The sequence below is a fragment of the Streptomyces sp. NPDC052079 genome, assembly GCF_040680275.1.
Taxonomy (GTDB): domain Bacteria; phylum Actinomycetota; class Actinomycetes; order Streptomycetales; family Streptomycetaceae; genus Streptomyces.
In genome coordinates, this window is sequence record NZ_JBFAWL010000008.1 from 176,951 (window position 1) to 189,436 (window position 12,486).

Here is a 12,486-nt window from a genome sequence, read left to right on the forward strand (position 1 = left end):
GTGTCATGGCTCGCCCCACCGCAACCCCCGCAGCCCCCACACCCTCGCCCCCTAGACCGGCCGCTGTAACACCGTCAGACTCCGATCGGTCAGCGTGAGCCGCGTCCCCGCCGCCACCTTCGGCCCGGTGCCCGGCGGTATGCAGTCCGCGCGGGCGGTGTCGACGACCACCTGCCACTGCCGGCCGTGGTCGACCGGCACCACGAAGTCCAGGGGTTTGGGCGAGGCGTTGAACATCAGCAGGAACGAGTCGTCGGTGATGCGCTCCCCGCGCTGACCGGGCTCGGAGATCGCGTTGCCGTTGAGGAACACCGTGAGCGCCGACGCCCGCGCGGAGTCCCAGTCCCGCTGGGTCATCTCCGCACCCTCGGGAGTGAACCAGGCGATGTCGGACAGGTCGTCGTGGGTGCCCTCGACCGGCCGGCCGTGGAAGAAGCGGCGCCGGCGGAAGACCGGGTGGTCCTTGCGCAGCCACACCATCGCGCGGGTGAACTCCAGCAACTGTCGGCGCGGATCCTCCCCGGCCACAGCCCCGTCCTCCCCCTCCCCGCCCCCGTCCTCCTCCCCGGCCGCGGGCCAGTCGAGCCAGGCCAGCTCGTTGTCCTGGCAGTAGGCGTTGTTGTTGCCGCGCTGGGTGCGGGCCACCTCGTCGCCGTGGCTGATCATCGGCACGCCCTGGGAGAGCATCAGCGTCGCGATGAAGTTGCGCATCTGCCGGGCCCGCAGCCGCAGCACGTCCGGATCGTCGGTCTCGCCCTCGGCCCCGCAGTTCCAGGACCGGTTGTGGCTCTCGCCGTCCCGGTTGTCCTCGCCGTTGGTCTCGTTGTGCTTGTCGTTGTACGCCACCAGGTCGTGCAGCGTGAAGCCGTCGTGGCACGTCACGAAGTTGATGGAGGCGAGCGGACGCCGCCCGTCGTCCTGGTACAGATCCGACGACCCGGTCAGCCGGGAGGCGAACTCGGCCAGCGTCCGAGGCTCACCCCGCCACAGATCCCGCACGGTGTCCCGGTACTTGCCGTTCCACTCGGTCCACAGCGGCGGGAAGTTGCCCACCTGATAGCCGCCCTCACCCACGTCCCACGGCTCGGCGATCAGCTTCACCTGGGAGACCACCGGGTCCTGCTGGACCAGATCGAAGAACGACGACAGCCGGTCCACCTCGTGGAACTGCCGGGCGAGGGTCGCCGCGAGGTCGAAGCGGAACCCGTCGACATGCATCTCGGTGACCCAGTACCGCAGGGAATCCATGATCATCTGCAGCACGTGCGGGGACCGCATGAGCAGGGAGTTCCCGGTGCCCGTCGTGTCCATGTAGTAGCGGGGGTCGTCGGTGAGCCGGTAGTACGAGGGGTTGTCTAGCCCCTTGAAGGACAGCGTCGGCCCCAGATGATTGCCCTCGGCGGTGTGGTTGTAGACCACGTCGAGGATCACCTCGATCCCCGCCTCGTGCAGCGCCTTGACCGCCGACTTGAACTCCAGCACCTGCTGGCCGCGGTCGCCCCAGGAAGCGTAGGCGTTGTGCGGGGCGAAGAAGCCGATCGTGTTGTAGCCCCAGTAGTTGCTCAGGCCCATGTCCACCAGCCGGTGGTCGTACACGAACTGGTGCACCGGCATCAGTTCAAGGGCCGTCACGCCGAGCTCGGTCAGATGCTCGATCACCGCCGGGTGCGCGAGGCCCGCGTAGGTGCCGCGCAGCTCCTCCGGCAGCTCCGGGTGGCGCATGGTGAGACCCTTGACGTGCGCCTCGTAGATCACCGTGTGGTGGTACTCCGTACGGGGGCGCCGGTCGTCGCCCCAGTCGAAGTACGGGTTGACCACGACCGGCGTCATCGTGTGCGGCGCCGAGTCGAGGTCGTTGCGCCGGTCGGGGTCGTCGAAGTGGTAGCCGTACACCTCCTCGCCCCACTGGACCGCCCCGCTGATCGCACGCGCGTACGGGTCGAGCAGCAGCTTCGCCGAATTGCAGAGCAGCCCCCGCTCGGGGGCGTACGGCCCGTGCACCCGAAAGCCGTACCGCTGCCCGGGCATCACGCCGGGCAGGTACGCGTGCCGTACGAACGCGTCGCTCTCGCGCAGCTCGACCGCGGTCTCGGAGCCGTCGTCGTGCAGCAGACACAGCTCTACTCGGTCAGCGGCTTCCGTGAAGACCGCGAAGTTCGTTCCGGCGCCGTCGTACGTGGCACCGAGCGGATACGCCTCGCCAGGCCAGACCTGCATGGACACGACTCTTTCAGGTGTACGGCGCCGGTGGGGCGCCTTGGCTCCGAGTGTTCCCGTGTCTCCCCGAAAGGGCGGGAACCCCCTTCTACCCATGCCCGCTCGGCCCACGACCCGCGCACCTGCCGCCCTCCGTATGAATCCGCTGAGCATCCGCCATGCATCCGCTCACTCCCGGTCCCCCGGCGGACGGAACAGTCGCACGACATGGGGAAGTTGAGGAAGGACCTGTCCATCGGGCTGCACCGTGTGCCGCTCCCGGAGTACTCTCCTTGATCGTTGGGACGGGGAGTGCTCGGGGGAGCGGAAGGCGGTGCGCGGGTGGGCTCGGGAGGGCTGGAACTGCCCCCTGGTGACGAGGGTCACGAGGGGAGCAGTTCCACGGACGTCCCGCCCGGTGCGGTGTCCCTGGCACGGCCGATGGACGCGGGCTCGATCGGGCCGGAGCTGGACTGGGGCGCCGACGCCTGGCGCGAGGTACGCACCCGCGCCCAGCGGGCCGGCCGCGCCTACATCTGGCTGAACCTGGTGGAACAGCGGCTCCGCGCGGTCGTCGCGGCCGTGCTGCGGCCCGTGTACGAGCCCGTGCACGGGGAGGACTGGGTGGTCGCCGCCGCCGGACCGGCCGGACAGGAGTGGGTGCAGCGCGCGGTCGCGGTCCGCGAGGTCAGCCGCCGCAAGGGCTATCTGCTCGATCCGGCCGACGACAACGTGCTGTCCTTCCTCACCCTGCCGCAGCTGCGCGAGCTGATGGTCCAGCACTGGCCGTGCTTCGAGCCGTACTTCGACGACCGCCGGGAGGTCGAGCTCGCCCTGGACGAGCTGGAGGTCACCCGGAACGTCGTCTCCCGCAACCGCGCGCTGTCGGAGGCGGTGCTCGCCCAGGCCGAGCGGGCCTCCGCGCGGCTGCTGGAGATGCTCGGCGCCGGCGGAGACGTGCCGTCCGCGCGGCGGCTGCCGGTCGACGCGGTCGAGGACCTGGTCGGCGACCGGTACGCCGACGTCGTCGCCGTCCATCCCGACCGGGTGCGGCTGCTGCGCACCTTCCCGGCCGAGGACATCTTCGGCGGCGCCCGCCGGCTCGACGCCATCGGTATCGGGCTCAACCTGCTGGTGCAGAACTTCTCCGGGCGCCGTCTGGTGCGGCTGGCCGAGTCCGGCTGCCGGGTGCGGCTGCTGTTCCTCAACCCCGCGTCCAGCGCGGTCAAACGGCGCGAGCGTGAGCTCGGCATCAAGCGGGGCGAGCTCGGGCGCGCCGTCGAGATGAACATCCTGCACATGCGCCGCGTCCGCTCCCGGCTGCGCGACCCGGGTGCCTTCGAGATCCAGGTCTACGACGAGACGCCGCGCTGCACGGCCTACCTGGTGGACGGCGACGGGCCGGACGGCATGGCGGTCGTGCAGAACCATCTGCGGCGCGCCCGGGGGATGGAGGCACCCGTGCTGGTCCTGCGCAACGGGACCAAGGTGGTCAAGCCGGGCGAAGTTGAGGAAGGCGGGCTGTTCCCCACCTACCGCGAGGAGTTCGAGCTGATGTGGGCGGATTCGCGGCCGGTGTCGTGAACGCCCGGTGCCGGCGCCCCCTGTTCCGGCCGGGGAAGCGGAACCCCATCCTCTGATTGTCGGTGCTGCGTGCGAAGGTGGGGACCACTGGGGGAACGCACCACAAATGAAGGGGGGCAGCCCATGGGCTGGCACCGGGAGCTGCTGATCGGCTTCGACCTGGAGACGACGGGCACGGACCCGCGCGAGGCACGGATCGTCACGGGCGCCGTGATCGAGGTCAGGGCGGGGGAGCCGATGGGGCGCCGCGAGTGGCTGGCCGACCCGGGCGTGCCGATCCCCGCCGAGGCGGTGGCCGTGCACGGCATCAGCAACGAGCGGGCGGCCGCCGAGGGCCGCCCCGCCGACCAGGTCGCCGACGGCATCGCCGGCGTCCTCACCGCCTACTGGAAGACGGGCGTACCGGTCGTCGCCTACAACGCCGCCTTCGATCTCAGCCTGCTGGCCGCCGAACTGCGGCGGTACGGACTGCCGTCCCTGCGCGACCGCCTGGGCGGCATCGACCCCGCTCCCGTCATCGATCCGTACACCATCGACCGTTCCGTCGACCGCTACCGGCGCGGCAAGCGCAACCTCGAAGCGGTCTGCGCGGAGTACGGCGTGATCCTCGACTCGGCGCACGACGCGACCGCCGACGCCCTCGCCGCGGCCCGGCTGGCCTGCGCGATAGCCGTCCGCCACCCCAAGGTCGCGGCCCTCGGCCCGGCGGAACTGCACCGCCGTCAGATCGAGTGGTACGCCGAGTGGGCGGCGGACTTCCAGGACTTCCTGCGCCGCAAGGGCAACGCGGGCGCGGTGATCGACGGCACCTGGCCGCTGCGGGAGCCGGCGGGCGAGCCGGTCTGACCCGCCGGGCGCCCCGGAGTCAGAAGGGGTACCAGCGCACGGTCTCGTCCCCGTCCCGCAGTGACGCCACCCGGCGTTCGAACTCGGCCAGCGCCTTGGGGTTGCCCGGCGCGTGCTGGGCGACCCAGGCACAGCTGGCGGTCTCCCGCGCGCCGCGCAGCACCGAGCAGCCCTCCCAGTCGCGCACGTCCCAGCCGTAGGCGGCGGTGAATGCCGCGTAGTCCTCGTCCGGCAGCCCGTAGCGGTCATGGGAGAGGGCCATCACCACCAGGTCGTGCTCGCGCAGATCGGCCGAGAAGGTCTCCAGGTCGACCAGCACCGGCCCGTCCGGCCCGATGTGCACATTGCGGGGCAGCGCGTCGCCGTGGATGGGCCCCGGTCGCAGCCGGGGCGTCAGCTGCGCGGCCGCCGCCGCGAAACCGTCGCGCCGCTCGCGCAGATATGCCGCATCCGCGGGGTCGATCGCGTCGCCCGCGAGCCGCAGCCAGCGTTCCACCCCGCCCAGCAGATCGCGGGGCGGCAGCGGGAAGGGAGGAGCGGGCAGTGCGTGGACCAGCCGCAGCAGTTCGGCCAGATCCCGTGGTCCGGCGGGCCGCACCGCCTCCGGCAGCCGGTGCCACACGGTCACCGGGTGCCCCTCGACCAGCAGTGCCTCCGGTCCGGCCGCCCGCACCGCCGGCACGCCCTCCGACTCCAGCCACCCGGCGATGGCCAGCTCCCGCCGGGCCCGGTCCAACAGCTCGGCGTCGCGGCCCACCTTGACGACCAGGTCACCGGCGGCGAACACAGCGTTCTCGCCGAGGGCGAGCAGCCGCGCGTCCCCTGCCGCGCCGGGCAGCACTCCCGCCGCCGCCAGCACGTCCCGCGCCCGTGCCTCGTCCATCCGTCCCTCCAGGTCCGTCCGCCTCCGGCCGCCACAATCCGGCCATCCGCCGGCCAGTGTCGCATTCGCACAGGTCGGGCGGTGTGCACGATGCCTTGACGAGCCAGACCCCCTTCACAACCTCGGCCGACGGCAATCTGGTTGCTGGCCCGCTGCCAGCGCTGAGCGGCGCCCGGAAAACCCCTTGCGCGCCGTCGCAGCGGCCGCCTAGCGTCCTTGTCGTGGGAGCCTGCAACGCGATTTTCGAGACCGGTCAGTGCCGGGGCTGCACGCACTCCGTCCGGATGCGTCGTGGCTCCGGAGCCCTGACCGGCCCGGGGAGTACCGCCCGCTGATCCTGCGCGGCGGCCGTCCGCACACCCTCCCCGCTCCTTTCCTCTGTCTTCCGGTCAGGGCCCTCGTCTGCCCTTTTCACCTCACGGAAGACAAGGACCGCAGGCCATGGCCCGCCCCGCCCCCATCTCCCGCGCGCTCTCGCAGAACTTCCTCGCCGACCGCGCCACCGCCCGCCGTTTCGCCCGCCTCGCCGTCCCGGACGGCGCGCCCGCCCCGCTGCTGCTGGAAGTGGGCGCGGGCAGGGGAGCGGTGACCGACGCGCTCGCGCCCCTGTGCCGGGAACTGCACGCCTACGAGATCGACCCGCGGCTCGTGCCCGTACTGCGCGACCGCTTCTCCGCCGTACCCCATGTCCGCGTCCTGGGCGCCGACTTCCTCGCCGCGCGGCCGCCGCGCACACCGTTCTCCGTTGCCGAGAACGTGCCCTTCTCCCGTACGGCCGCGGTCGTCGACTGGTGCCTGCGCGCACCCCGGCTCACCGATGCCACCCTGCTCACCCAGCTCGAGTACGCCCGCAAACGCACCGGCGACTACGGCAGCTGGACCCGCCTCACCGTGCTCACCTGGCCCCGCTACGAGTGGCGGCTGCTCGCACGGGTCAGCCGGCGCTCCTTCCGGCCCGTGCCCCGGGTCGACGCCGGTGTCGTCCGCATCGAGCGCCGCCCTGTCCCGCTGCTTGGCGCCGCGGCCCATGGCAGCTGGCGGAGCCTGGTCGAACTGGGCTTCTCGGGGGTCGGCGGCTCGCTGCATGCCTCCCTGCGCCGGGCGCATCCGCGGCGGCGGGTGGACGCCGCGTTCCGGGCGGCGCGGCTGGATCCCGGGGTGCTGGTCGGTGAGCTGGAGCCGGAGCGGTGGCTGCGGCTGCACGAGGTGCTGGTGCCGTGATCGTATATCAGTTGCACGAGACGTCTCGTCTCGTCTATGGTCCCGGTATGATCACAAGTCCCGCTCATATCGCCATGTTCTCCATCGCCGCCCACGGGCACGTGAACCCCAGCCTCGAGGTGATCCGCGAGCTCGTGGCGCGCGGCCACCGGGTGACGTACGCGATCCCGCCCCTCTTCGCCGAGAAGGTCGCCGAGACGGGCGCCGAACCCAGGCTGTGGAACAGCACGCTCCCGGGCCCCGACGACGACCCGGAGGCCTGGGGCACCACGCTGCTGGACAACGTGGAGCCGTTCCTGAACGACGCCATCCAGGCACTGCCGCAGCTTGTGGAGGCGTACGAGGGGGACACCCCCGACCTCGTCCTGCACGACATCACCTCCTATCCGGCGCGCGTGCTCGCCCACCGCTGGAGCGTGCCCGCGATCTCCCTCTCGCCCAACCTGGTCGCCTGGGACGGGTACGAGCAGGAGATCGCCGAGCCCATGTGGGAGGAGCCCAGGAAGACCGAGCGGGGACAGGCGTACTACGCCCGCTTCCACGCATGGCTGGAGGAGAACGGGATCACCGAGCACCCGGACCCCTTCGCGGGCCGTCCCGCCCGCTCGATCGTCCTCATCCCCAAGGCGCTGCAGCCGAACGCCGACCGGGTCGACGAACGGGTGCACTCCTTCGTCGGTGCCTGTCAGGGCGATCGCGGCGCCGAGGGGGACTGGCAGCGGCCCGCGGGCGCGGAGAAGGTCGTCCTGGTGTCGCTCGGGTCGTCGTTCACCAAGCAGCCGGAGTTCTACCGGGAGTGTGTCAAGGCGTTCGCCGGGCTGCCCGGCTGGCACGTGGTGCTCCAGATCGGCAAGCACGTGGACCCGGCCGAGCTGGGGGACGTACCGGAGAACGTGGAGGTGCGCACGTGGGTGCCGCAGCTTGCGATCCTTCGGCAGGCCGACCTGTTCGTGACCCACGCGGGGGCCGGGGGCAGTCAGGAGGGGCTGGCCACGGCGACGCCGATGATCGCCGTACCGCAGGCTGTGGATCAGTTCGGGAACGCGGAGATGCTGCAGGCGTTGGGGGTGGCGCGGCATGTTCCGGCGGGGGAGGCGAGTGCGGAGGTGTTGCGGGGGGCAGCTCTCTCGCTCGTCGACGATCCCGAGGTCGCGCGGCGGCTGAAGGACGTGCAGTCGGAGATGGCGGAGGAGGGTGGTACGCGTCGGGCGGCGGACCTCATCGAGGCGGAGCTGCCCGTGCGAGGCTGAGGTGGCCGTGGCTGTGGCTGGGCGGGGGGTGTTTGCGCAGCCCGGCGCCGGCGGGGTGCCGCTGCGCCCACCCGTGCCGCCCTGGGGGTACCTCCCAGGCCTCTAAGGCACTGAGGGAGGCACGACTGCCCGCAGTGGGGCGGGGGGAGGCGGGACTGCTCGCAGTGGTGCGGGGGAGGTGGAACTGCCCGTAGGGGCGGGCGGTGTCCGGTCGTTGTGATCGGCCCCACAGGGTGCGGCGGGCGCCTACGCTGGGGGCATGGCGATGAGGTACGCGGCCCTGTTGCGTGGGGTCAATGTGGGCGGTGGCAGGAAAGTGCCGATGGCTGAGCTGCGCGCGGTCATCGGAGGGCTCGGGCATGACGACGTGCGTACTCATCTGCAGAGCGGTCAGGCGGTGTTCAGTTCCGGGCGCGGTGACGAGGAGTCACTGGCCGGCGAGTTGGCCGCGGCGATCGAGCGGCACTTCGGGTTCGCCGTCGATGTGATCGTGCGTGACCACGCCTATCTGAAGGCGGTCGCCGACGCCTGCCCGTTCCCGGCCGGCACCCTCGAGCCCAAGCAGCTCCACGTCACCTACTTCTCCGAGCCCGTCACGGCCGAACGCTTCGCCGAGATCGACCCGGCCGCCTACCTCCCCGAGGAGTTCCGCCTCGGCGACCGTGTGCTCTACCTGTACGCCCCGAACGGGCTGGGCCGCTCCAAGCTCGCCGAGCACCTGTCCAAGCCGCGTATCAACAAGGGCGTCGTCGCCACCAGCCGCAACTGGAACACCGTAACCAAACTCGTGGAGCTCACCCGGGACTGAGCGGACGAGTCAGGCGCCGAGCGCGGCGAGTCGCGGCGCCCGCGCCTGCTCATACCGCTCCAGCAGCACCCGCGCCACCTCCGGCGCCGGACCGAGCACGTCCGCCCGGACGTCCGCCTCCGCCGCACCCCGGGCGATACGGTCCGGGAGGAAGCCGGGGGCGAGGACGTAGGGCGCGACGGCGACGCGCGCGCAGCCAAGGGCGCGCAGTTCGCGGACCGCCTGCTCGGTGCGGGGAAGGGATGCGGAGGCGAACGCAGGCCGCACGGCGCACCAACCGGTGTGCCGCCACTCCCGCGCGATTTCAGCGATCACTGCGATCGCCTCCGGGTCGGAGGACCCCGCCGAGGCCAGCACGACCCCGGTCGAGGACTTGTCGGCGGGCGTCAGTCCCGCCTCGTACAGCCGGCGCTCCAGGGCCGAGAGCAGCAGCGGCGACGGGCCCAGCACCTCGGCCTGGCGGATCCGCAGCCGCGGCGGGGCCTCGGCCAGCACCGCCGGGATGTCGGCCTTGGCGTGGAAGGCGCGGGTCAGCAGCAGCGGGAGGGCGACCACATCGCGGACGCCCTCCGCGTCCAGGGACTCCAGCACCCCTTTCACGGAGGGGATGTTGAAGTCCAGGAACCCGGTCTCCACCCGCAGTCCGGGCCGCAGCGACCGCACCCGGCGCACCAGGTCGTGCACGGTCGCGGCGTGCCGGGGATCGCGGCTGCCGTGGGCGATGACGAGAAGTACCGGACGGTGCATGGTGTGCCTCAGCCCTTCACCAGCAGACCGCGGCTGCGCAGCACCCACCGCTCCAGCGGACTGAAGATCAGCAGGTCGATGGCGATACCGACGGTCAGGATCAGCAGGATGGCCTCGAAGACCATGGCCATGTCGCTGGCGTTGCGGCCGTTCTCCAGCAGCTGGCCGAGGCCGATGCCGAGGTCGGGGAAGGACGCGATGATCTCCGCCGCCATCAGCGAGCGCCAGGAGAACGCCCAGCCCTGCTTCAGCCCCGCCACATAGCCGGGCAGCGCGGCCGGCAGCACGATGTGCCAGGTGCCCTTCAGTCCCGTCGCGCCCAGCGTGCGCCCTGCCCGCAGGAACAGCGGCGGCACCTGGGAGACGCCGGAGACCAGGCCGTTGGCGATCGAGGGGACCGCGCCGAGCAGGATCACCGCGTACATCATCGAGTTGTTCAGACCCAGCCAGATCACCGCCGGCGGCACCCATGCCACCGACGGCAGCGACTGCAGACCGGACAGGATCGGCCCGATCGCGGCGCGCACCACCTTGACGCGCGCCACCAGCAGCCCCAGCGGGGTGCCGATCAGCAGCGCGAAGAAGAAGCCGAGCAGACCGCGCGAGACACTGGTCCAGATGTAGCCGAGCAGCTCGCCCTGGAGCCATGCCTCGCGCAGGACGTGCCAGACCGCGCCCGGTGAGGGCAGCTTGGTCGGATCGTCGACGATCTTGAAGGAGACCAGGCCCTGCCACACGGCCAGCACCAGCGCGACGGCGACGAGCGGCGGCAGGACCTTCTGTGTGAGGGTCTGCCGGAACGGCGTGCGGCCGGTCTGCACCGTCTCCAGTGCGTCGAGGCCCGCCTCCAGACCGGCGAGGTCGCCCCCGTCCCTGTCCTTCGCGGTCGTCTCAGTGCTGGCCATGACGGCGGATCTCCCCACGGAGTTCTTCGGTGATCTCGACGGACAGTTCCGCCACGGCGGTGTCCTCGATACGGCGCGGATGCGGGATGCCGACCGTCCACTCACGGGCGATGCGGCCCGGACGGGAGGACAGCAGCACCACCCGCTCCGCGAGCCGGACCGCTTCGCGCACGTTGTGCGTGACGAAGAGGACCGACAGCTGTGTCTCGCGCCAGATCCGGGTCAGCTCGTCGTGCAGCACGTCCCGGGTGATGGCGTCCAGGGCCGCGAACGGCTCGTCCATCAGCAGCAGCTTGCTCTCCTGGGCGAGCGCCCGGGCCAGCGCGACCCGCTGCCGCATCCCGCCGGACAGCTCGTGCACCCGCTTGCCGTGGGCCCCCTTCAGGCGGACGAGCTCCAGCAGCTCCTCGGCCCGCCCGCGCCGCTCGTTCTTCGGCATGCCCCGCAGCTTCAGGGCGAGTTCGATGTTCTTGCCCGCGGTCAGCCACGGGAAGAGCGCGTGCTCCTGGAACATCAGGGCGGGCCGGCCGTCCGTGCTGATCGCGCCGGCCGTGGGCCGGTCCAGGCCCGCGACCAGGTTGAGCAGCGTCGACTTGCCGCACCCGGACGCCCCCAGCAGGGTGACGAACTCACCGGGCGCGACGTCGAGCGTGATGTCGTCCAGCACGAGCTGCTGCCCGGCCGGACCCGCGAACGACTTCGAGACATGCTCGATCCGGGCGGCGTGCGTGGCCGCCCCGACGCCGTCGGCGGCCTTGGCAAGGGTCGTGGCCATGGTCGTCACCTCCTGGAACTCTTCGTGATCCGGGCTTACTCGGCGCCGAGTCCGGCGTCGTCGACGGCGGGTCTGCCGGCCGCCTTCAGGACCTTGTTCAGCAGCGTGAGGTCGTAGATGCCGGTCAGGTCCGGCTGCTGCAGCAGGCCCGCCTCGACCGCGTGGTCCGCCTGGGTGCGCAGCGTCGACGCCAGCGGGTCGTCGGTGAATCGGATGGACTCCCACGCCGGGTCGAGGACCTCGGCGGGCAGCGCCTTACCGGAGTCGGTCCTCAGCTGCTCGTTGGCGACCGTCTTCGCCTCGTCCCGGTGGGCGTTGATCCACTCGTTCGCCTTGACGGACGCCCTCAGCACCGCCTCGACCGCCTTCGGGTGCTCGTCGAGGAACTCCTGGCGCACGATGATGTTCGTGATCACGAACTTCTTGTCCGGCCACAGGGAAGTCTCGTCCAGCAGCACCTTGCCGCCGTCGGCGACCAGCTTGGAGGCGGTCGGCTCCGGCACCCAGGCGCCGTCGACCGACCCGGACCGGAACGCGTCGGGGGTGACCTTGTTGTCGCTGCGGACGACCGTGACATCGCCCTTGCCGCTCTTCGGGTCGACCTTCCAGCCCTGCTCGGCCGCCCAGTTGAGGAACGCGACGTCCTGGGTGTTGCCGAGCTGCGGAGTGGCGATCCGTTTGCCCTCGACGTCCTTCAGCGACTTCACCCGGTTCGGGTTCACCACCAGCTTCACCCCGCCGGACGCCGAACCGCCGACGATCCGCAGGTTCTTGCCGTCCGACCGGGTGTAGCCGTTGATGGCCGGCGACGGGCCGATGAAACCGATGTCGAGGGAGCCGGAGTTGAGGGCCTCGATCTCCGACGGCCCCGCGTTGAAGGCGGCGTACTTCGCCTCCGTGCCGCCGAGCTCCTGCTGGAAGAAGCCCTTCTTGTTGGCCACCAGCGCGGTCCCGTGCGTGAGGTTGCCGAAGTACCCGATCCTGACGGAGTCGAGACCGTCGGTCTTCTCCGCGCCGGGGGCGACCTTCGCCGCGCCGTCGTCCTTCGCCTGGGAGCCGTAGCCGCACCCGGCCAGGGTGAGCAGCGGCAGTACGGCCATCACCGCGAGGGCGCGGCGAAGGGCTGATGTGGCAGGCACGGGAGGCTGTCCTCTCGGAGGCCCGGCGGTCACGTTCTCAGGTCGTGGCCGGGAAGTCGGCGGGTTTTCGTCTGCGGCGGTGGGGCGTGAGGGCGCGCGAGCGGTGCGCGTACGTCATCGCACACATCGGTC

The 12,486-nt window shown here is 71.4% G+C and carries 11 protein-coding genes; 5 read left to right on the forward strand and 6 right to left on the reverse strand.

What is annotated here, in order from left to right:
• Positions 1-51: 51 nt before the first annotated feature.
• On the reverse strand, positions 52-2,217 hold the full coding sequence (glgX, locus tag AB0L56_RS15845; protein ID WP_365423584.1) for a glycogen debranching protein GlgX: 2,166 nt from the start codon (positions 2,215-2,217) through the stop codon (positions 52-54).
• Positions 2,218-2,538: 321 nt separating this feature from the next.
• Between glgX and AB0L56_RS15850 the strand changes: the two genes are divergently transcribed.
• Positions 2,539-3,780, forward strand: coding sequence for an SAV2148 family HEPN domain-containing protein (locus tag AB0L56_RS15850; protein ID WP_365423587.1), 1,242 nt, complete (start codon positions 2,539-2,541; stop codon positions 3,778-3,780).
• Between the two features lie 123 nt (positions 3,781-3,903).
• Positions 3,904-4,626 carry a 3'-5' exonuclease gene (locus tag AB0L56_RS15855; protein ID WP_361034117.1) on the forward strand — a complete coding sequence of 241 codons (723 nt, stop codon included), beginning with the start codon at positions 3,904-3,906 and terminating at the stop codon, positions 4,624-4,626.
• 19 nt (positions 4,627-4,645) lie between these two features.
• On the opposite strand, the gene AB0L56_RS15860 is transcribed toward AB0L56_RS15855, so the two are convergent.
• Positions 4,646-5,509, reverse strand: a complete 864-nt coding sequence (locus tag AB0L56_RS15860) for an aminoglycoside phosphotransferase family protein (RefSeq protein WP_365423590.1) — start codon at positions 5,507-5,509, stop codon at positions 4,646-4,648.
• 441 nt (positions 5,510-5,950) lie between these two features.
• Between AB0L56_RS15860 and erm the strand changes: the two genes are divergently transcribed.
• From erm to AB0L56_RS15875, 3 genes are all read left to right on the forward strand, one after another.
• Entirely contained in the window at positions 5,951-6,730 is a 780-nt protein-coding gene (erm, locus tag AB0L56_RS15865) for an ErmE/ErmH/ErmO/ErmR family 23S rRNA (adenine(2058)-N(6))-methyltransferase (RefSeq protein ID WP_365423593.1), read from the forward strand.
• The gene (gene mgt, locus AB0L56_RS15870; protein ID WP_365423596.1) at positions 6,727-7,980 is read left to right on the forward strand and encodes a macrolide-inactivating glycosyltransferase; all 1,254 of its coding nucleotides are present in this window, start codon (positions 6,727-6,729) and stop codon (positions 7,978-7,980) included. Before erm ends, mgt begins: the two co-directional genes overlap by 4 nt.
• 259 nt (positions 7,981-8,239) lie before the next feature.
• Positions 8,240-8,788 (forward strand): DUF1697 domain-containing protein, encoded by a 549-nt coding sequence (locus AB0L56_RS15875; RefSeq protein WP_365423598.1) that lies wholly within the window; start codon positions 8,240-8,242, stop codon positions 8,786-8,788.
• Between the two features lie 9 nt (positions 8,789-8,797).
• Here AB0L56_RS15875 and AB0L56_RS15880 read toward each other — a convergent pair whose 3' ends face one another.
• Genes AB0L56_RS15880 through AB0L56_RS15895 form a run of 4 tightly spaced genes read right to left on the reverse strand, consistent with a single transcriptional unit; the run spans position 8,798 to position 12,354 of the window.
• Positions 8,798-9,535 (reverse strand): sirohydrochlorin chelatase, encoded by a 738-nt coding sequence (locus tag AB0L56_RS15880; protein WP_365423601.1) that lies wholly within the window; start codon positions 9,533-9,535, stop codon positions 8,798-8,800.
• Between the two features lie 8 nt (positions 9,536-9,543).
• A complete protein-coding gene (locus AB0L56_RS15885; protein WP_365423604.1) occupies positions 9,544-10,440 on the reverse strand; it encodes an ABC transporter permease in 897 nt (298 codons plus the stop codon).
• A complete protein-coding gene (locus tag AB0L56_RS15890) occupies positions 10,427-11,215 on the reverse strand; it encodes an ABC transporter ATP-binding protein (protein ID WP_361034138.1) in 789 nt (262 codons plus the stop codon). Before AB0L56_RS15890 ends, AB0L56_RS15885 begins: the two co-directional genes overlap by 14 nt.
• Positions 11,216-11,250: 35 nt before the next feature.
• The gene (locus AB0L56_RS15895; RefSeq protein ID WP_365423607.1) at positions 11,251-12,354 is read right to left on the reverse strand and encodes an aliphatic sulfonate ABC transporter substrate-binding protein; all 1,104 of its coding nucleotides are present in this window, start codon (positions 12,352-12,354) and stop codon (positions 11,251-11,253) included.
• Positions 12,355-12,486 lie beyond the last annotated feature (132 nt).